Origin of the sequence: Actinomadura sp. NPDC048955 (assembly GCF_040649435.1) — a bacterium.
Lineage (GTDB): Bacteria > Actinomycetota > Actinomycetes > Streptosporangiales > Streptosporangiaceae > Spirillospora > Spirillospora luteofluorescens.
On sequence record NZ_JBEZJI010000010.1, the window covers coordinates 44,296 to 62,648 of the forward strand.

At 73.0% G+C, this 18,353-nt stretch carries 19 protein-coding genes; 11 read left to right on the forward strand and 8 right to left on the reverse strand.

The window, feature by feature from the left end; all coding sequences use genetic code 11:
* The first annotated feature begins 70 nt into the window (after positions 1 to 70).
* Positions 71 to 583, forward strand: coding sequence for a 50S ribosomal protein L17 (gene rplQ, locus AB0C84_RS12980; RefSeq protein WP_179845960.1), 513 nt, complete (start codon positions 71 to 73; stop codon positions 581 to 583).
* Between the two features lie 209 nt (positions 584 to 792).
* Positions 793 to 1,683 carry a tRNA pseudouridine(38-40) synthase TruA gene (gene truA, locus AB0C84_RS12985; RefSeq protein ID WP_361064834.1) on the forward strand — a complete coding sequence of 297 codons (891 nt, stop codon included), beginning with the start codon at positions 793 to 795 and terminating at the stop codon, positions 1,681 to 1,683.
* A gap of 31 nt (positions 1,684 to 1,714) precedes the next feature.
* Here the strand turns inward: truA and AB0C84_RS12990 are convergent, their stop codons facing one another.
* From AB0C84_RS12990 to AB0C84_RS13000, 3 genes are all read right to left on the reverse strand, one after another.
* The gene (locus AB0C84_RS12990; RefSeq protein WP_361064837.1) at positions 1,715 to 3,208 is read right to left on the reverse strand and encodes a hypothetical protein; all 1,494 of its coding nucleotides are present in this window, start codon (positions 3,206 to 3,208) and stop codon (positions 1,715 to 1,717) included.
* 24 nt (positions 3,209 to 3,232) lie between these two features.
* Entirely contained in the window at positions 3,233 to 4,393 is a 1,161-nt protein-coding gene (locus tag AB0C84_RS12995; RefSeq protein ID WP_361064839.1) for a hypothetical protein, read from the reverse strand.
* A gap of 120 nt (positions 4,394 to 4,513) precedes the next feature.
* Complete coding sequence (locus AB0C84_RS13000; RefSeq protein ID WP_361064842.1) at positions 4,514 to 5,281, reverse strand: CAP domain-containing protein; 768 nt, start codon at positions 5,279 to 5,281, stop codon at positions 4,514 to 4,516.
* Here AB0C84_RS13000 and AB0C84_RS13005 point away from each other — a divergent pair.
* From AB0C84_RS13005 to glmM, 4 genes are all read left to right on the forward strand, one after another.
* Positions 5,271 to 5,432 carry a hypothetical protein gene (locus tag AB0C84_RS13005; RefSeq protein WP_361064845.1) on the forward strand — a complete coding sequence of 54 codons (162 nt, stop codon included), beginning with the start codon at positions 5,271 to 5,273 and terminating at the stop codon, positions 5,430 to 5,432. The genes AB0C84_RS13000 and AB0C84_RS13005 overlap by 11 nt on opposite strands.
* A 606-nt stretch (positions 5,433 to 6,038) precedes the next feature.
* Complete coding sequence (rplM, locus tag AB0C84_RS13010; protein ID WP_141580685.1) at positions 6,039 to 6,491, forward strand: 50S ribosomal protein L13; 453 nt, start codon at positions 6,039 to 6,041, stop codon at positions 6,489 to 6,491.
* 101 nt (positions 6,492 to 6,592) lie between these two features.
* Positions 6,593 to 7,102 carry a 30S ribosomal protein S9 gene (rpsI, locus tag AB0C84_RS13015; protein ID WP_258944759.1) on the forward strand — a complete coding sequence of 170 codons (510 nt, stop codon included), beginning with the start codon at positions 6,593 to 6,595 and terminating at the stop codon, positions 7,100 to 7,102.
* Between the two features lie 142 nt (positions 7,103 to 7,244).
* A complete protein-coding gene (gene glmM / locus AB0C84_RS13020; protein ID WP_361064850.1) occupies positions 7,245 to 8,588 on the forward strand; it encodes a phosphoglucosamine mutase in 1,344 nt (447 codons plus the stop codon).
* Positions 8,589 to 8,628: 40 nt separating this feature from the next.
* Here the strand turns inward: glmM and AB0C84_RS13025 are convergent, their stop codons facing one another.
* Positions 8,629 to 8,952, reverse strand: coding sequence for a hypothetical protein (locus tag AB0C84_RS13025; RefSeq protein ID WP_246396093.1), 324 nt, complete (start codon positions 8,950 to 8,952; stop codon positions 8,629 to 8,631).
* 20 nt (positions 8,953 to 8,972) lie between these two features.
* On the reverse strand, positions 8,973 to 9,662 hold the full coding sequence (locus AB0C84_RS13030; protein ID WP_361064853.1) for an HNH endonuclease family protein: 690 nt from the start codon (positions 9,660 to 9,662) through the stop codon (positions 8,973 to 8,975).
* A gap of 136 nt (positions 9,663 to 9,798) precedes the next feature.
* Between AB0C84_RS13030 and AB0C84_RS13035 the strand changes: the two genes are divergently transcribed.
* From AB0C84_RS13035 to AB0C84_RS13055, 5 genes are all read left to right on the forward strand, one after another.
* Entirely contained in the window at positions 9,799 to 10,755 is a 957-nt protein-coding gene (locus AB0C84_RS13035; protein WP_339155473.1) for a DUF389 domain-containing protein, read from the forward strand.
* A gap of 85 nt (positions 10,756 to 10,840) precedes the next feature.
* Positions 10,841 to 11,800 carry an ABC transporter ATP-binding protein gene (locus tag AB0C84_RS13040; RefSeq protein WP_179845970.1) on the forward strand — a complete coding sequence of 320 codons (960 nt, stop codon included), beginning with the start codon at positions 10,841 to 10,843 and terminating at the stop codon, positions 11,798 to 11,800.
* Entirely contained in the window at positions 11,797 to 12,675 is an 879-nt protein-coding gene (locus AB0C84_RS13045; RefSeq protein ID WP_361064858.1) for an ABC transporter permease, read from the forward strand. Before AB0C84_RS13040 ends, AB0C84_RS13045 begins: the two co-directional genes overlap by 4 nt.
* Positions 12,676 to 12,730: 55 nt before the next feature.
* Positions 12,731 to 13,642: an ABC transporter ATP-binding protein gene (locus AB0C84_RS13050; protein WP_179845972.1), complete on the forward strand. Its 912-nt coding sequence runs from the start codon at positions 12,731 to 12,733 to the stop codon at positions 13,640 to 13,642.
* Complete coding sequence (locus tag AB0C84_RS13055) at positions 13,639 to 14,355, forward strand: ABC transporter permease (RefSeq protein WP_339155471.1); 717 nt, start codon at positions 13,639 to 13,641, stop codon at positions 14,353 to 14,355. Before AB0C84_RS13050 ends, AB0C84_RS13055 begins: the two co-directional genes overlap by 4 nt.
* On the opposite strand, the gene AB0C84_RS13060 is transcribed toward AB0C84_RS13055, so the two are convergent.
* From AB0C84_RS13060 to AB0C84_RS13070, 3 genes are read right to left on the reverse strand one after another with little or no spacing between them, the layout of a single operon-like run.
* The gene (locus tag AB0C84_RS13060; RefSeq protein ID WP_179845974.1) at positions 14,352 to 14,978 is read right to left on the reverse strand and encodes a response regulator transcription factor; all 627 of its coding nucleotides are present in this window, start codon (positions 14,976 to 14,978) and stop codon (positions 14,352 to 14,354) included. The genes AB0C84_RS13055 and AB0C84_RS13060 overlap by 4 nt on opposite strands.
* Position 14,979: 1 nt before the next feature.
* On the reverse strand, positions 14,980 to 16,149 hold the full coding sequence (locus AB0C84_RS13065) for a sensor histidine kinase (RefSeq protein ID WP_361064862.1): 1,170 nt from the start codon (positions 16,147 to 16,149) through the stop codon (positions 14,980 to 14,982).
* 5 nt (positions 16,150 to 16,154) lie between these two features.
* Positions 16,155 to 18,323 (reverse strand): MMPL family transporter, encoded by a 2,169-nt coding sequence (locus tag AB0C84_RS13070; RefSeq protein WP_361064865.1) that lies wholly within the window; start codon positions 18,321 to 18,323, stop codon positions 16,155 to 16,157.
* Positions 18,324 to 18,353 lie beyond the last annotated feature (30 nt).

Genomic DNA, 18,353 nt, shown 5'->3' on the forward strand with positions numbered 1-18,353 from the left:
CGCGGTCCCCGGCCGGTCCGGAACCAGCTGACACCGGTACCTGACACGGCCGGTGCAGGAAGGAAACGACATGCCCCAGCCCACCAAGGGCGCCCGCCTCGGCGGCGGTGCCGCGCACCAGCGCCTGATCCTGGCGAACCTGGCCACGGCGCTGTTCGAGCACGGCCGCATCACCACCACCGAGGCCAAGGCCCGGCGGGTGCGTCCGCTGGCGGAGAAGCTGATCACCAAGGCGAAGAAGGGCGACCTGCACAACCGTCGCCTGGTCGCCAAGACGATCCGCGACAAGGGCGTGCTGCACGAGCTCTTCACCGAGATCGCGCCGCGCTTCGAGACCCGTCCCGGCGGCTACACCCGCATCACCAAGATCGGGCCGCGCAAGGGCGACAACGCCCCGATGGCCGTGATCGAGCTGGTGCAGGAGCAGCTGGCGGCGTCCGGCGGCACGGCCGCTCCGGCCGCCCCGGCGCCGAAGGCGGAGGAGCCCGAGGCCAAGACGGAGGCCGACGACACGGCCGCCGTGGACGCCAAGGACGAGGCCGCCGGCGACGCCGAAGCCAAGGACGAGGGCGAGAAGGAGTAATCCGCCGCTTGAACTGGGCGAGCGTTTGCTCGAAGTTCGTGAGGGCCCGCCGTTTCCATCGGGACGGCGGGCCCGAACTTTGCCAGACTTGATCGCATGGTCATGGCAGGAGGGCGACGGTTTTCCGGGGAGCGCGTCAGGGGGGTGCCCGACGAACGCGGGCTGCCCGGAGGGAAGAACGGACGTTGGAGAAGGACGACTCGGCTGACATGACCGCACTGGTACGACTCCGGCTCGACATCTCCTACGACGGGTCGGACTTCGCGGGCTGGGCGAGGCAGCCGAACCAGCGGACCGTCCAGGGCGTCATCGAGGACGCGCTGGCCCGGATGCTGCGCCTGGACCCGCCGCCCATGCTCACCGTCGCCGGCCGCACCGACGCCGGCGTCCACGCCCGCGGGCAGGTCGCCCACCTCGTCGTCCCGGTCGCGGCCTACTCGGCGATCAACGGGACGATGCCGCGGCGCCTCGCCGGGCTGCTGCCCCCGGACGTGCGGGTGTGGCGCGTGTCGATCGCCCCGGAGGGGTTCGACGCGCGGTTCTCCGCGCTGTCGCGCCGCTACGTGTACCGGGTGTGCGACAACTCCTTCGGGGTGGAGCCGCTGCGCCGCCACGACGTGCTGTGGCATCCCCGTCCCCTGAACCTCGGCCGGATGAACGAGGCCGCCCGCAGGCTGGTCGGCGAGAACGACTTCGCCGCGTACTGCCGCAAGCGGGAGGGTGCGACGACGATCCGCGAACTGCTGCGCTACGAGTGGGCGCGCGACGACCGCGACCCGCACCTGGCGCTCGCCACCGTGGAGGCCGACGCGTTCTGCCACTCGATGGTCCGCGCGCTCGTCGGCGCGCTGCTGATGGTGGGGGACGGGCGGCGCGAGGTCGAGTGGCCCGGGCAGGTGCTCGCGGCGCGCGTCCGCGACTCCGGCGTGAACGTGGCGCCCGCGCACGGCCTGTCGCTGGAGGAGATCCGCTACCCCGAGGACGAGAGCCTGGCCAGGCGCGCTCAGGAGACCCGCCGCGTCCGGACGCTGAACGCGACGGCCGCCGCGGCCGCCGACCAGCCCGCCCCGCCCGGCGGCGCGCCCCGGCAGGGCGGCTGACCCGGCGGTCCGGGGGGCGGGCCCCAGGGCCTCAGCCCCGGGAGCGGGCGATGACCGGGCGCAGGTCGTAGTCCAGGAACAGCTGCGCGGCCTTCTTGATCGTCGGGTCGCCGGGCTTGGCCTTCTTGCCGTTCGCCCACTGGACGTAGGCGTAGGCGACGTACCGGCCGCGGACGGTCGCGGCCGCGTACCCGCCGGCCCGGTCGATGTCGGGGGACCGCTTGCCCGCCATGCCGCGGAACCACTCGTAGCGGGCGGGGTCGCCCGCCTTGCTCACGGCGATCGCGGCCGCCTTCGTCGGCAGCACCGCGATCCCGGAGGTGACGGCGAGCTTGCTCTCCGGGTCGATGTAGGTCGCGCGGACGATCTTGCGGCACTGCTGCTTGCGCAGCGCGGCGAGCATGGAGCCGCGGGCCGCGTAGGTGACGTCCCGGTTGAGCGACCAGCGGTCACGGAGGTAGGTCCGGTCGCCGAACCGGATGTTCTCGGTCGGGAAGACGTCGCGGAACGACAGGTCGGCGGTGTCGGTCTTCTCGTTGGTGATGTCGACGGGAGCCGCGGGCGTGGCGGACGGGGTGACCGCGGGCGTCGTCCGCGCCGCCGCGGGGGCCTCGGGGGTCTTTCCGGACTTGTCGTCCTTGCTGTCCGATCCCGTTCCGCCGATGAGGAACAGGGCGCCGACCGCGGCGAGGATGACCGCGGCGACGCCGCCGATCAGCACCGAGCGCCCCTTGGCGCCGCCCCGGCCGGTGGCGGGCATGCCCTGCGGCGGACGTCCGGGCGGCGGGCCGCCGGCCGGGGGCCCGCCCTCGCCGTGGTAGGTCGGCGCGCCCGCCGGGGGCTGTTCGGCGCCCGCCGCGCCCACCGCTGCCGGATCGGCGTGCGGGAACGGGCCGCTTCCGGTGGGCGGGACGACGCCGGGCGGGAGGATGGCGTCCGGGACGAGCACGGGCGCGAGGGACGCGGCGTCCTCCGCCTCCTTGGCCTTCTCGAACGCCGAGAGCGACGCGGGGATGTCCGTCGCGGTGTCGGTCACGGCGGGGTTGTCCACGGTGGCCTCGGTCTCTGGTGTGACGGCCCCCGCGCCCTCGCCTCGCGGCGCCGCGTCCCGGGATCCGCCCTGCGCGGGCGGGACGGGCGGGAAGCCTTCGGGGTCGGTGTCGTCGGGGGAGATCGGGGGCTTGACGATCGGCTCGGCGGGGACGGCGCCGCGGGAGTCGACGCGCGGGACGCCCTTCCCGGCGACGAGCGTCCCGGGCGCTGCCGGGGCGGCCCCGAACGCGGCGGGGGGCTCGGGGAGGAGGGGGGTCTCGGAGGCGGAGACGTCCGCCTCGTCCTCGACCTCCTCGACCACGGGCGCCGACAGCATCTCCGGCGCCGCGGGCGCCTGCCCGGCCGGCGGGGCGGCGGCGTCCGCGGACTCCGCCGCCCACCAGGGGGCCTCCAGCCCGAAGGCGGGGAGCTTGAGGGGAGCGGCCTCGCCGGCCGGCTCGCCGTGCTCCCGTGCGTCTCTAGGTCCAGACATAAGCAGTGAGGGTATTCATGGGGGTCACTTCTGGAGGGGCTTGCCTTCGGTCTCCCGGTAGTGCAGCGCCAGTGCCAGGTTGCTGCCCTTGACCAGCTGGGTGCCGAAGACTTGGACGGCGGCATGGTACTTGCTCGAGATCTTCTTGCCGTCCGGCCTCTGCACCCACGTCATGATGACGTAGTGGCCGCGCGCCTGCGAGGTGCCGAGCGCCTCGCCCTTGCCGTTGTTCTTGGTGACGCCCTTGCCGGGCAGCGCCACCAGGAACGCGTCCTTGGCGGCGGCGGCCTTGACGGCCTTCTTGGCCGCGGCCTCGGTCTGGAGGTTGAACACGCCGACCGTGCCGATGAGAGAGCCGTTGCTGAGCGCGTAGGTGGCCCGGAGCGACTGCGTGCAGCGCCCCTTCTTGAGGGCCTTCGCCAGGGACACGCCGCCGACGACGCCGGTGCAGCCCTTCTTCCCTGTGACGGCCGTCCGCACGTACTTGTGGCTGCCCGCCTTGAAAGTCGCCTTGCCGAAGACCTCCTTGAGGGTCAGCGGCGCGGGGTCGGTCGTACGGCTCTGCAGCTTCACCGGGGTGAGGACGGGCTGCGTGGGGCTCGGCGTGGCCTGCGGCTGCTGGGACGCGGCCTGCTTCGGCTTCGGCTTCGGCTTGGAGTCGCCCTTGAGCATGGACGACAGCCCGACGCCGCCGCCGATGAGGAGGATCCCGGCGACCGCGGCGCCGCCGATGATCAGCGGCAGGTTGCGGCGCTTCTCGGGGCGCTCGGGCGCGGCGGACGGCCCGGGCGGCATGCCCTCGTAGGAGCCGAAGCCGCCCTCGCCCGGGGGGTTCTCGCCGTAGGCGCCGCCGGCGACGGGTTCGTCGCCCCACGCGGGCGGCTGGTCGGACCAGGCCGCGGTCTGCTCGCCGGGCGCCTCGCCCTTGGGCGCGCCGCCGGGGGCGCCGCCGGGGGCACCGCCGCCGTAGGGGGCGCCGCCGAACCCGTCGTTGCCGAACCTGTCTTGGCCGAAGCTGTCACTGCCGAACGGCGGCGTGCCGGACCCCTCTTCACGTGGTGCGAAAGGGGATTCGTCGTTGTCGTGGCCGTACGGCGGCGCTTCGGCTCCGGGTCCGTACGGCGCGTGCGGCGACTGCCGGGGAGGCCAGTCGCCGGGTTTGCCTTGATCGCCCGGATAACCCATGGGTTGGACCTTACCGTTCCTCATTCAGGGCTCTGGACCTTCGCGACACCCACCATGACATGGGGGCGAACCGGACGCCGGTGATTTGCCGAAGGTCATGTCCCCGCCGATGGGGGGCGGTCATTTCCAGCCGAAGTCCTGCGTCCACAGGGGCCCGCCGGACCCCGAGGCCATGCCGACGCCGATGGCGCGCAGTCCGCAGTTCAGGATGTTGGCCCGGTGGCCGGGGCTGTCCATCCAGCCCTTCACGACGGCCGAGGCGGTCGGGTAGCCCTTGGCGATGTTCTCCGCGCCGGGGCTGCTGTATCCGGCGTCCTCCATCCGCTTCCAGGGGCTGTCGCCGTTGCGCGACGTGTGGTCGAAGTAGTTGTTGGCCGCCATGTCCGCCGAGTGCTTGCGCGCCGCGGTGGCGAGCCGCGCGTCGTTGCGCAGCGCCGGGCATCCGTGCTTGGCGCGTTCGGCGTTGGTGAGCGACACCACGCTCGCCTCGGGACCGGACGAGCCGCCGGAACCGCCGCCCGGGGTCGTGCTCCCGCCCGGTGTCGAGGGGGCGTCGGGCACGGCGGACCTCTTGGGCGTGGAGGGCTTGGCCGACGTGCTCTTCTTCGGCGGGTGGATCGCCTTCAGCGGCGGCGTCTGCTCCTCGGCGGCCGGCGCGGGGGAGGCGCTGGTCCGGCCGCCGCCCGCGCCCGTCCCGGAACCGGAGCCCGAGCCGGAGCCCTTGCCGGTCGCGGCGAGCGGGTCGCTCTGCGGTCCGGCCGGGACCTCGACGGACGGGCTGCGCTCCGCCCCGGAGGCGGACGTGTTCTCCGACCGGAACTGGGGCAGGACGAGCCGGTCGATCACGACTCCGGTGCCGATGGCGAGGGCGGACGCGGTGGCGGCCACGACGATCCCCCTCGCGCCCTTCCTCCCGGAGCGCTTCCCGCGCGGCGGGCGGCTGTTCCAGAACGCGTCGCCGTCGCTCGGCGACCGCTCCGCGCGCGGGGGTTCCCGGCGGGCGCGCCGCGGACCGCTGGCGACGAGTTCGTCCCGGTAGGGAGGGGCGGGCCGCGACGGGACGTCGCGCGGCGCGGAGGCGCCGTGCCGCGCGGGGCCGGGGCGCCCGGCGTCGCCGGGCCGGCGGCCTCCGGCGGGATCGGCTGGTCTGCGGGGAGTAGTCAGCGGGGGCTCCCGGGTGCGGGCCGGCGTGAGCCGGCGTGGACCGGTCGCCCGGCACCATATCCCGATATGGACCCTCTGTTACCAAAATGAATCCAGAAAGGGCCAAAACGCTACAAGGTGTGATCGTCACGGTGCTGAACGTCCACTCCCGGGCATCGCGGGGCGTACGGCATACTGGAGGCGCGGCCGGAAGCGCCACGGCGCCTCGTTTTGACCCGTGTGCGCGCGGCCGAGTATCCTGCGTGTTTGTTGTGTGCGTCGGCGCCTGCTCGTTGCAGGCGAGAGGCGCGACGACCTGTCGGTGCGTCCCCATCATGTGCGTCCTCGTGGCCGCGTGCGGGCCCCCGGCATCCCGGAGCGCCGGGTCGGATGATCCTCTGATCGGCGCGAGCAGGATTCCGCTGCCAGGTGGCACCCGTCCACGCGGACGGGTGGAGGATCGAAACCGCTGAGAGTCGACGAGAAACGAAGGCTTACGACCGTGCGCACGTACACCCCTAAGCCCGCTGACGTCCAGCGTCAGTGGTACGTCATCGACGCGACCGATGTCGTGCTGGGCCGTCTCGCCAGTCAGGTCGCACAGCTGCTCCGGGGTAAGCACAAGCCGATCTACGCCCCGCACCTCGACACCGGTGACTTCGTCGTCATCGTGAACGCCGACAAGGTGGCGCTGTCGGGCAACAAGCTGGAGCAGAAGCGGGCCTACCGGCACTCCGGCTACCCGGGCGGTCTGCGCTCGGTGAGCTACGGTGACCTGCTGGCCAAGCACCCCGAGCGGGCCGTCGAGAAGGCGATCAAGGGCATGCTGCCCAAGAACTCCCTCGGCCGGAAGATGTTCGGCAAGGTGAAGGTCTACGCCGGGCCGGACCACCCGCACCAGGCGCAGAAGCCGGTCCCGTTCGAGATCACCCAGATCAGCCAGATCAAGAAGTGACGCCCGCGCACGAGCCGATCGTGCGCGACCCGGAAGCAGAGGCCGCCGGGGCACCCGCCTGACGGGCCAGCCGCCCTGGCTAGAACATCCCGAGGAGAACCGTGGACGACACCACCGGCGCCGAGCAGGCCGCCGAGCTCGACTCGTACGAGGAAACGCCCTCCGAGTACAGCACCGAGACCCCCGAGGCCGCCGGCGAGGGCTTCCTCGGCCAGCCGGTCGCGACCGGCCCCGCGGCCGGCACCGGCCGCCGCAAGCAGGCCATCGCGCGGGTCCGCATCGTTCCCGGCAGCGGCCAGTGGAAGATCAACGGCCGCACCCTGGACCAGTACTTCCCGAACAAGGTGCACCAGCAGATCGTGAACGAGCCGTTCGTGCTGCTGGGCCTGGAGGGCCAGTTCGACGTGCTCGCGCGCGTGAACGGCGGCGGCACCACCGGCCAGGCCGGCGCGCTGCGCCTCGGCATCTCCCGCGCGCTGCAGTTCGCCAACATCGAGCACCGCCCGGCGCTGAAGAAGGCCGGCTTCCTCACCCGCGACGCGCGGGTGCCCGAGCGGAAGAAGGCCGGTCTCAAGAAGGCCCGCAAGGCTCCGCAGTACAGCAAGCGTTGATCGACGGCACGAGCCGTCGCACCCCGTGGCTTCTCCGCAGCCGGCCCGCAGGGCCGGCGCACCCGGGTGCGGCGGCTCGTCCGCTTTTCCGGGTGGCCTCTCCCTCTTTTCCGGAATCCTCTCTCTGATCGGGAGTTGAACTGTGGCTCGTCTGTTCGGGACCGACGGCGTGCGCGGACTCGCCAACCGCGATCTGACCGCCCCGCTCGCCATGGATCTGTCCGTCGCGGCGGCGCGGGTGCTGGGGGAGCAGGGCGCGTTCAAGGGACACCGCCCGGTCGCGGTGGTCGGCCGCGACCCCCGCGCCTCGGGAGAGTTCCTGGAGGCCGCCGTCGTGGCGGGCCTCGCGAGCGCCGGGGTGGACGTGCTGCGTCTCGGTGTCCTGCCGACGCCCGCGGTGGCGCACCTGACCCACGCGCTGGACGCCGACCTCGGCGTGATGCTGTCGGCCTCGCACAACCCGGCCCCCGACAACGGGATCAAGTTCTTCGACCGCAGCGGCTACAAGCTCCCCGACGACCTGGAGGACCGCGTCGAGGCGCGGCTCGGCGATGCGTGGGAGCCGCCGACCGGCGCGGGCGTCGGCCGCGTCCGGGAGGCGCACGGCGCGGTCGAGCAGTACGTCGCGCACCTGCTGACCACGGTCCCGGTGTCGCTGGACGGCCTGCGCGTCGTCATCGACTGCGCCAACGGCGCCTCCAGCGACGTCGCCCCTGAGGCGCTGCGCCGCGCGGGCGCCGAGGTCATCACGATCGGCACGGCTCCCGACGGGCTCAACATCAACTCGGGCTGCGGCTCCACGCACCTGGAGGCGCTGCAGAAGGCCGTCCGCGAGCACGGCGCGGACGCCGGCATCGCCAACGACGGCGACGCCGACCGGTGCCTGGCGGTGACCGCGGGCGGCGAGGTCGTCGACGGCGACCAGATCATGGCGATCCTGGCCCTGGACCTGCGGGAGGCCGGCGCGCTCGCCGCCGACACCGTCGTCGCGACCGTGATGTCGAACCTCGGCTTCAAGCTGGCCATGCGGGAGGCGGGCATCACCGTCGTGGAGACCGCGGTCGGCGACCGGTACGTCCTGGAGGCGATGAAGGAGGGCGGCTTCGGCTTCGGCGGCGAGCAGTCCGGTCACGTCATCATGCTGGACCACGCGACGACCGGGGACGGCGTCCTCACCGGCCTGCACCTGCTCGCCGCGATGGTCCGCCGCGGGCGGCCGCTGGACGAGCTGGCCAAGGTGATGACGCGGCTGCCGCAGGTCCTCATCAACGTCAAGGACGTCGACAAGGACCGCGCCAAGACGTCCCCCGAACTCGCCGCGGCCGTCTCCGTCGCCGAGGAGGGCCTCGGCGAGACCGGCCGCGTCCTGATCCGCCCGAGCGGCACCGAGCCGATGGTGCGCGTGATGGTGGAGGCGGCGTCCGAGGCGCAGGCCCAGTCGGTGGCCGAGCACCTCGCCGGCGTGGTCCGCACGACCCTCGGCTAGCCGGCGGGCGCGGCCGGGCGGGCGCCGCCCGCCCGCCCGGCTAGCGCTCGTCGATCTCCAGCCGGCCGACCTTCAGATGCGCGATCTCGACGGTCCCGGCCTGGAGGTGGCCGACGACCGCCCGCTTCACGACGAGCTTGCCGATCGCGACCGCGCCGACCGCGACCGCGCCGAGGGCCATGGCCCCGAGCGCCAGCGACCCGAGCCCGTTCCCGGCCCGCAGCGTCAGCCCGGTCGCGGACGCGCCGGTCACCTCCGCGCCGGTCGCCCGGGCCCCCACGCCCCGCTCCGTCCGCACCCGCGGCCGTTCCCGCTCGGTGCTCTCCATGTCCTTGCCGGCGTCCTCGCCGCGGGATTCGCTCATGGGGACGAGCCTACGGCGGGTCAGCAGCGGGCGAGGAAGTCCTGCAGCGCGTCGTGGTCGGAGCGCGTCACCGGGAGCGAGTACTCCTTCGCGACCGCGACGTACTTGACCGCGTAGACGCACTGGAATCCCTTTTGGGGCTTCCACTCGCCGGGGCCCGAGTCGCTCTTCTCCCGGTTGGGCACGCCCCAGACGGCGAGCAGGTTGTCGTGGTCGTTGGCGAACTGCTCGCGCCTGTCCTCGCTCCAGCGGGAGGCGCCCATCCGCCAGGCGAGGGCGAGCGGGTAGACGTGGTCGATCTGCACCTCGGCGGCGTCCTTCTTCTCGAAGGTGATCTGCTTGCCGCTGTAGGGGTCGTCCAGCCTTCCGGCGAGCACGATGCAGCGGCCCTTCTTCTCGACCTTCGTCAGGTCGCGGGCGAGGACGTCGTTGCGCTGGTCGCAGCCGTTGTGGTCGGTGTCCTTCCAGCGGGTGCCGAACTTGTCGCGCCGGTAGCCGCCGTCCGTAGCCGACGCGATCCGCAGCCCCGACAGGTTCTTGCGCGCCTTGGCCTCGTCGCCGGAGGCGGGCTTGGTCGAGCCGGACGAGGGCGATCCCGTCTGCGAGAGGCCCACGTCGCCCTCGCAGCCCGCCGTCGCCAGCGGGACGGCGAGCGCGAGGCCCGCCGCGGCCGTCCGCGCGGCCTTCAGTAGCACCGGAGGCTGTGTCATGACTTCACCGTCCTGGGGGGAGTTTCTTGGCGTTTTTGCCATCTTTCAGGCAAATAATCGATCAAACATTGTGGCCTGGTCTTCCTCCGGACGCGCTCGTGACACAGCACCGCGACGCATACGGCACGATTGGCCCGTGTTGCATCTCAGAGCGATCGTTCCGGCCGAGCGCACGGAAGCGGTCTGCAAGGAGCTCGCGGCCTGCGCGGGCGCCACCAACGTCGTCGTGATCGAGGGCGCCGCCCGCGCCCCGCGCGGCGACCTCGTCACCGCCGACATCGCGCGCGAGTCGGCCAACGAGGTGCTGGACGCGCTGCGCGCCCTCGACGTCGACCGGGACGGGTCGATCGCCCTCGACAAGGTCGACCTGACGCTGTCGGACCGCGCCGAAACGGCCAAGGATCTGGCTCCGGGGCACGGCGACGACGCCGTCGTCTGGGAGGAACTGGACCGGCAGGTCAGCGAGGGCACCGCGCTGACCTGGTCGTTCGTGGCGTTCCTCGTGCTGGCCACGCAGCTCGCCGCGATCGCGGCGCTGATCGACTCACCGGTGCTGGTGGTCGGCGCCATGGTCCTCGGACCGGAGTTCGCGGCCATCGCGGCGATCTGCTACGGGCTGGTCCGGCTCCAGCCCGGACGCATCGTGCAGGCGGTGCGGGCGCTGGCCGTCGGGTTCGCCGTGGCGATCGCGGTCACCTACGTGTGCGCGCTGGCCGCCCGGTGGACCGGCGTGATCGAGCTGGACCGCCTGCCGGACGACCGCCCCCTCACCGCGTTCATCTACAGCCCGGACCGCTGGTCGTTCATCGTCGCGCTGCTCGCCGGCGCCGCGGGCGTCCTGTCGCTCACCGCGGGCAAGTCGTCGGCGCTGGTCGGGGTCTTCATCTCGGTCACCACCGTGCCCGCGGCCGGCAACCTCGCGGTCGCGATGGCGCTCAAGCACGGCAGCGAGATCAACGGATCGCTGCTCCAGCTGGGCGTCAACGTCGCCGGGATGATCATCGCGGGCACGCTGACGCTGCTCCTCCAGCGGGCCGTGTGGGCCGTCGTGCTGCGCCAGCGCGGCCGAAGGAACGCGATGCGGGGAACTTAGGTCGCTTCGGCATCGGACCAAAGGCTCCCCCTGATCGCCCTTCAGGGTGACGTGCCACGCCGGGCCAGCCGCTAGGTTCGACGGTATGCCCATCATCGCCACCCAGGGCCTGACGATGAGGTTCCCCCGGGTGACCGCCTTGGACGACCTCTCCGTGGCCGTCGAGCCCGGAGTCGTCGGCCTGGTCGGCGCCAACGGCGCCGGCAAGTCGACGCTCATCAAGATCCTCCTCGGGCTGCTGCCGCCCACCTCCGGGACCGCGACCGTGCTCGGCCTCGACATCGCGCGCGAAGGCCTGCGGATCCGGGAGAGCGTCGGCTTCATGCCCGAGTACGACTGCCTGCCGCCGGACGTGTCCGCGACCGAGTTCGTCGTGCACATGGCGCGGATGTGCGGGCTGCCGCCGACCGCGGCCCGCGAGCGCGCCGCCGACACCCTGCGGCACGTCGGCCTGTACGAGGAGCGCTACCGTCCCATCGGCGGCTACTCGACGGGGATGCGCCAGCGGGTGAAGCTCGCGCAGGCCCTCGTCCACGACCCGAAGCTCGTCTTCCTGGACGAGCCCACCAACGGCCTCGACCCGGCCGGACGCGACGAGATGCTCGACCTGATCCGCCGGATCGGCACCGAGTTCGGGATCAGCGTCCTCGTCACCTCGCACCTGCTGGGCGAGCTGGAGCGGGTCTGCGAGCACGTCGTCATCGTCGACGGCGGGAAGCTGCTGCGCTCCCAGGCGGTCGAGGCGTACACGGCCGAGAGCGGCGTCCTCACCGTCGAGGTGGACGAGGAGCGTGACGCGCTCGGACGGCACCTGTACGACCAGGGCGTGGCCGTCCGTCCGGAGGGCCGGTTCCTCGTCGTCGACATCGCCGGCGAGCAGACCTACGACCTGGTCCGCGACGGCGTCGCCGAGCTCGGGCTCCGGCTGATCCGGATGGAGCAGCGCCGGCACCACATCGAAGAGGTCTTCCAGACGCCGCCCGCGCCGCCGCCCCCGGCCGGAGGCGTGCGGCCCGGCGACGTGCAGGAGGGGGCGCCGCGATGAGCACCAGCACCATCCACGACATCGGCTACCGGCACTACGAGGGGCGCCGCAACGGCCGGGCGTACGTGCTGCGGTCGCTGTACGTGCACAACCTGCGCGCCGCCTACGGCCTCGGCCGCCCCGCGCGGGCGAAGGTGATGCCGTTCCTGCTCGCGGCGATCATGCTGCTGCCGGCGGCCGGGTCGGTCGCGGCGTTCGCGTTCACCAAGCAGGAGGACGCGCTGTTCCGCTACGCCTCCTACGCCAACATCATGCAGGTCATCGTGGCGATCTTCCTGGCCACGCAGGCGCCGGTGCTGGCCTCGCGGGAGGTGCGCTTCCACGTCATCCCGCTGTACTTCTCGCGCCCGGTCGGCCATCTCGACTTCGTGCTGGCGAAGGCCGCCGCGATGGCGACCGCCCTGTTCGCGCTGATGGCGGTGCCCGTCACCGTCCTGTACGTCGGCGGCCTGATCTCCAAGATGCCGGACTCGGGCGAGCAGCTGCTGAAGTACCTCGGCGCGCTCGTCGGCTGCGTCCTGTTCGCGCTCGTCCTGGCCGCCATCGGGATGGTGGTCGCGGCGTTCACCCCGCGGCGCGGGTTCGGGGTCGCGGCGGTGATCGCCGTCTACATGATCAGCGCGGCGTTCGTCGGCGCCGTGCAGGGGATCGCGGAGGCGCAGACGAACTTCACGCTCCAGGGCTGGGCGGGGCTGTTCACGCCGTTCAACCTGGTCGACATCGTCCAGGTGCGGCTGCTCGGCGCCCAGTCGTCGTCGGCCGGGGTGCCGTCCGGCGTCGCGGGCGGCGTGGTCGCGCTCGCGGTGTGCGCCCTGATCGTCGTCGGTTCGGTCGCGGTGCTGTATCGCAGGTTCCGGAAGGCGGGCCTCTCCTGATGAGCGAAGCGAACCGGGGGGTGTGGGGGGTCGCCCCCCCACTTGGGAGGAAGATATGAGCGAGCTCATCTTGGAGAACGTGTCCCGGTGGTACGGGAACGTCGTCGCCGTCAACGGCGTGACGATGAAGGTCGGGCCGGGCGTCACCGGGCTCCTCGGCCCGAACGGGGCGGGCAAGTCGACGCTCATCCACATGATGGGCGGGTTCCTCGCGCCGTCGTCCGGGTCCGTCACGCTGGACGGGACGCCGATCTGGCGGAACCCGGGCGTCTACCGCAGCCTCGGGCTCGTGCCCGAGCGGGAGTCGGCGTACGACTTCCTCACCGGCGAGCAGTTCATCCTCGCGATGGCCAAGCTGCACAAGCTGCCCGATCCGCGGGCCGCCGCCCGCCGCGCCATCGGCCTGGTGGAGATGGACTACGCGGCCGGGCGCCCCATCGGCAACTACTCCAAGGGCATGAAGCAGCGCATCAAGATGGCGTCGGCGCTGGTGCACGACCCGCCGGTGCTGCTGCTGGACGAGCCGTTCAACGGCATGGACCCGCGGCAGCGGCTCCAGCTGATGGACCTCATCCAGCGGATGGCCGCCGAGGGACGCACGATCCTGTTCTCCTCGCACATCCTGGAGGAGGTGGAGCGGCTCGCCAGCCACATCGAGGTGATCGTGGCGGGGCGGCACGCGGCGTCCGGCGACTTCCGCAAGATCCGGCGGCTGATGACCGACCGGCCGCACATCTTCCTCGTCCGCTCGTCCGACGACCGGCGCCTGGCCGCCGCCGTCATCGCCGACGGGTCGGCCCGCAGCGTCCAGCTCACCGACAAGGGCCTGCAGGTCGAGGCGGTCGACTTCCAGCGCTTCACCTGGCTGCTCCCGCAGGTCTCCCGGGACGCCGGCGTGCGCCTGTGGGAGGTCTCCCCGGCCGACGAGTCCCTCGAAAGCGTCTTCTCCTACCTGGTGGCCCGATGAATGGCACGATCGCGATGATCACGTTCCGGGCGATGCTCGGACGCAAGCGCGCGCTGCTCCTGCTGGGGCTGCCGCTGCTCCTGCTGGTGCTGGCGGCGGCGCTGAAGGTGACCGGCAACGACGACCTGGACGTGTCGGCGAACGTCCTGCAGAAGTTCGGCCTGGCGACGCTGCTGCCGCTGCTCGCGCTGATCGCCGGGACGGGCGTGATCGGCCCGGAGATCGACGACGGCCAGATCATGTACGTGCTGACCAAGCCGATCCCGCGCGAGGTGATCGTGCTGACGAAGCTGGTCGTGGCGATCGTCCTGGTGACGGCGTTCGCCGCGGTGCCGACGCTGCTGGCGGGGCTGATCCTCACGGGGACGACCGCGCAGCTGACGCCGGCGTTCGCGATCGGCGTGCTGATCGGCGGCGTCGTCTACAGCGCGGTGTTCGTCGCTCTGGCCGTCGCCAGCCGCAACGCGGTCACGATCGGCCTGCTGTACGCGCTGGTGTGGGAGTCGCTGCTCGGCAACTTCGCGCCGGGCGCCAAGTCGGCGTCCATCCAGCAGTGGTGCCTGTCGGTGACGGACGCGCTCACCGGCGCCTCGCCGGTGAGGTCGACCGTGGACCTTCCCGTGGCGATCGGGCTGCTGGTCGCGGTGACGCTCGTCGGGGCCTTCCTCGCCACCTTCCGGCTCCGCTCCCTGCCGGTCGCCAGCGCCGACTAGCGGGCGAGGAGGCCGCGGTCCATGGCGACGACGACGGCGTGCGTGCGGTCGCCGACGTCCAGTTTCGCGAAGACGCGGAGCAGGTGGGTCTTGACGGTCGCCTCCGTGATGACGAGCCGCCGCCCGATCTCGGCGTTGGACAGGCCGTCGGCGACCGCCCGGAGCACCTCGATCTCCCGGGCGGTCAGCGCGGCCGGTTCGGGGCGGCGCATCCGGGCGACGAGCTTCTCGGCCACCCGGGGCGCGAGGACGGTTTCGCCGCGCGCCGCCGCGCGCACGGCGTCGACCAGCTGGTCGCGGGTGGTGTCCTTGAGCAGGTAGCCGATGGCCCCGGCCTCGATCGCGCGCTCGATCTCGGCGTCGGTGTCGTAGGTGGTGAGGACGAGGACGCGGGTGCCGAGCCGGCCGAGCTCGGCGGTGGCCGCGACGCCGTCCAGCACGGGCATCCGCAGGTCGAGCAGCGCGACGTCGGGACGGAGCCGCTCGGCCAGGGCGATCGCCTCGCGGCCGTCGCCGGCCTCGCCGACGATCTCGATGCCGGGCTCGGCGGCCAGCAGCGCGACGACGCCCGCGCGCATGACCGTGTGGTCGTCCACCACGATGATCCTGAGTTTCGCGGTCATCTCACGCCCTCGCGGGGATCATGGCGAGGATCCGGGTGCCCTCGCCGGGGGAGCTGGTCACGGTGAGCTCGCCGCCCAGTTCGGCGAGGCGGCGGCGCATGCCGTCGAGGCCGAAGCCGCGCGAGGCGGCCACCGCGAACCCGCGCCCGTCGTCGGTGATCTCCAGCTCGACGCCGTGCGGGTGCCGTTCGAGGACGACGCCGACCGTCGACGCGGCGGCGTGCTTGCGGACGTTGGCGAGCGACTCCTGCGTGCAGCGCAGCAGCGCGATCCGGGTCGTCTGGTCGCATTCGACGTCGGGCAGTTCGGCGTGCACGGTGAGCCCGGTGTCCTCGGCGAACCGGTCGAGGGTGCGGCGCAGCGTCCGGGCGACCGACGCGGGGGCGACGCTGCCCTGCGACGCCGCTCCGACGAGGACGCGCGCCTCCGCGAGGTTCTCCCGCGCCGTCTGCTCGATCGACACGAGCTGGCGGCCGCTGCGGTCCGGGTCGGAGCGCAGGCCGTCGCGGGCCGCCTCCGCCAGGACGACGATGGACGCGAACCCCTGCGCGAGCGTGTCGTGGATCTCGCGGGCGATCCGCTCGCGCTCGTCGGCGGCGCCCTGCCGGCGCTGCGCCTCGGCGAGGCGGCGCTCGGCGTCGGCCAGGTCGGCTTCGAGGCCCCGGGCGCGCTCGTCGTACTGCCGCACCACCCGGTGCATCCACAGCCCGAACAGGACGCCCGTCGCGTACCCGATGAGCGCGGCGATCGAGTTGCCGGTGAGCGGCTCCCCGTCCGGGGCGTTGTGGAGGGCGCCGCCGGCGACGGCGGCCGCGGTGGCGGCGCCGCTGAGCAGCACCGCGCGCCGCGGGCTCCCCGCGAGGATCCAGAAGTGCGGGAGGGACGTGATGAGCAGGGACGCGGCGCCGCCCATGAGGAAGGAGACGGCGCCGATCCCCGCGATCAGCGTGCCCAGGAACGTGTTCCGGCGCAGGGCGGGGTTCCCGGGGAACGTCTCCGTGATCGGGTAGCAGAGCCCGAGCACGGAGAGCAGCGCCAGCGTCGGGGCCCTGGTGGAGTCCGGCTGGTCCGCCACCGCCAGGGCGGGCGGGATCAGCCCGAACAGGACCCAGGCGGCCGCGTACCACCTGCGGAGCGCCCGCACCTGAGGACGTTCACCGGGCTGCACCATGCCGGTCAGCCTATGTTCTGCGGCACGGACCCGGTCGCGCGGGCAGCCGCCTGTCGGGGGCCGCGCCGATGCGGCCGTCCGGGCCACCAGCACCGGTCGCCGAGCAGCAGCATCAGCGCGGGCAGGACCGTGATGCGGATGACGGCGGCGTCCAGGAGCACCGCCACCGCCAGCGCGAAGCCCATCTGCTTCAGCTCCATGATGTGGACGGTGGCGAACCCGGCGAACACCGTGACCATGACGAACGCGGCGCTGGTCACCACGCTCGCCGAGCCGCCGACCCCGTCCAGGACCGCCTGCCGGGTCGGGACGCCGCGCAGCGCCGCCTCCCGGATCCGGCTGATCACGAACACCTGGTAGTCCATCGACAGCCCGAACAGGATCACCAGGAGGAACAGCGGGACGCGGGAGCCGACCGAGCCGGTGGAGGTGAAGCCGAGGAGCCCCTCCGCCCACGTCCCCTGGAACACCAGGGTGAGCAGGCCGAGCGAGGCGCCGGCCGACAGCAGGTTCAGCACCACGCCGATCAGCCCGAGGACCACCGAGCGGAACGCCCACACGGTCATCGCGAACGTCACCAGCAGCAGCGCCCCGATGACGAACGGCAGCTTGCCCTCCTGGTGCGCGGGGTAGTCGGCGTAGCGTGCCACGTCCCCGGTCACGGCGGTCTCCACGCCGAGCCTCCCGACGGTCTCCGGGACGTACTCGCCGCGGACCCGCTCCAGGGAGCGCCGCGCGGCGCCGGTGCTCACGTGGTGGGGCACCGCGAGTTCGAGCAGGCTGATCCGCCCGTCCGGCGAGGTCCGCAGCTCGGACGTCCCGGCGAGCAGGGGGTCGCCCTCGGCTCGCTCCGCCAGGGCGCGCAGGGACGCGGTCACCTCGTCCGCGCGTCCGGCGTCGGCCCTGACGACGATCTGGTGCATGGCCTTCAGCTCGGGGAACGCCGCGTTCAACCGGTCGTAGGTCCGCATCGCCGGGATCTCGCGCGGGTGGCTGTCGCGGCCCATGTCGGTGAGGTCGATGCTCAGCAGCGGCGCGGTCAGGGCCAGCATCGCGGTCACGGTCACGGCGAGCGTCGCGGCGGGGTGCCTTCCGGTCGGACGCAGCATCGCCCGGGTGATCCGGCCGCCGCCCGTCCGCGGCGGCTTCGGCGTCCGGCCGCGCCGGACGGCCCGCCGCTCCGCCCACCCGCCGAGCTTCGCCAGGACCGCCGGGAGGACGGTCAGCGAGCTGACGACCGCGATCAGCGTGACGACGATCGCCGCGGTCGCGATCGAGGAGAAGATCACGTCGTCGGCCAGGTAGAGGGTCGCGCTGGACGCGGCGACCGCCAGCCCGGACACCACCACCGAGCGCCCCGACGTCGCCGCGGCGGTCTCCACGGCCGCCCGCGCGTCCAGCCTGCCGCCCGAGCGGGCCCGCTCCTCCCGTTCCCGCTTGAGGTAGGAGAGGGTGTAGTCGACGCCGACCGCCATGCCGATCAGCAGGATCACGCTGGCGCCGACCCCGGCGTCCGGGAAGACGTGCGAGGCGAGCATCGACAGGCCGATCGCCGCCGCGATCGAGGTGAGTGCGAGCACCACCGGCACGACCGCCACCGCGAACGACCCGAACACCAGCAGCAGCGTGACCAGCGTGATCGGCAACGCGATCATCTCGGTGCGGGCGAGGTCGTCGTCGCGCAGCTCCCCGACGCCCTTGCTGATCGACGGGGCGCCCGTCTCCTCCACCCGCACGCCCGGGTGCGCGGCCTGGACGGCGGCGGTCTGGGCCCGCAAAGGCTCGACGTGCTCCTTGCCCTGGAGTTCGGAGCCCTTCAGCGTCACGTCGACGCGGACCGCCGAGCCGTCCTTCGACCGCACGGGCGCGGACACCGACGCGACCTCGGGCAGCCGCCCCATCCGCGCGGCGGCGTCCCGCGCCGCCGCGTCGGCGGCCGCGCCCCTGCCGGTGACCAGGACGTGCTCGACGGGCCGCTGCTGGAGCCCGCCCTCGGCCGCGATGGCCTCCCCCCGGCCGGCCTCGCCGATCCGGAAGTCCTCGGTCGTGGCGGCGTGCCCGCCGGCCGCGACGCCGATCCCGAGGCACAGCACCACGAACAGCAGCCAGGCCGCCATGCCGCGCCAGGGGTGCCCGGCGCTCCACCGGGCCATGCGTACGAGTAGATCCGTCATACCGGAAATGCTGGCCGGGGCACCCCTGCG

Excerpts from the sequence above, each read along its gene's own strand:
- rplQ (WP_179845960.1), top strand. The coding sequence starts at position 71 with ATGCCCCAGCCCACCAAGGGCGCCCGCCTCGGCGGCGGTGCCGCGCAC.
- truA (WP_361064834.1), top strand. The coding sequence starts at position 793 with ATGACCGCACTGGTACGACTCCGGCTCGACATCTCCTACGACGGGTCG.
- AB0C84_RS12990 (WP_361064837.1), bottom strand. The coding sequence starts at position 3,208 with ATGTCTGGACCTAGAGACGCACGGGAGCACGGCGAGCCGGCCGGCGAG.
- AB0C84_RS12995 (WP_361064839.1), bottom strand. The coding sequence starts at position 4,393 with ATGGGTTATCCGGGCGATCAAGGCAAACCCGGCGACTGGCCTCCCCGG.
- AB0C84_RS13025 (WP_246396093.1), bottom strand. The coding sequence starts at position 8,952 with ATGAGCGAATCCCGCGGCGAGGACGCCGGCAAGGACATGGAGAGCACC.
- AB0C84_RS13030 (WP_361064853.1), bottom strand. The coding sequence starts at position 9,662 with ATGACACAGCCTCCGGTGCTACTGAAGGCCGCGCGGACGGCCGCGGCG.
- AB0C84_RS13040 (WP_179845970.1), top strand. The coding sequence starts at position 10,841 with ATGCCCATCATCGCCACCCAGGGCCTGACGATGAGGTTCCCCCGGGTG.
- AB0C84_RS13045 (WP_361064858.1), top strand. The coding sequence starts at position 11,797 with ATGAGCACCAGCACCATCCACGACATCGGCTACCGGCACTACGAGGGG.
- AB0C84_RS13050 (WP_179845972.1), top strand. The coding sequence starts at position 12,731 with ATGAGCGAGCTCATCTTGGAGAACGTGTCCCGGTGGTACGGGAACGTC.
- AB0C84_RS13055 (WP_339155471.1), top strand. The coding sequence starts at position 13,639 with ATGAATGGCACGATCGCGATGATCACGTTCCGGGCGATGCTCGGACGC.
- AB0C84_RS13060 (WP_179845974.1), bottom strand. The coding sequence starts at position 14,978 with ATGACCGCGAAACTCAGGATCATCGTGGTGGACGACCACACGGTCATG.
- AB0C84_RS13065 (WP_361064862.1), bottom strand. The coding sequence starts at position 16,149 with ATGGTGCAGCCCGGTGAACGTCCTCAGGTGCGGGCGCTCCGCAGGTGG.
- AB0C84_RS13070 (WP_361064865.1), bottom strand. The coding sequence starts at position 18,323 with ATGACGGATCTACTCGTACGCATGGCCCGGTGGAGCGCCGGGCACCCC.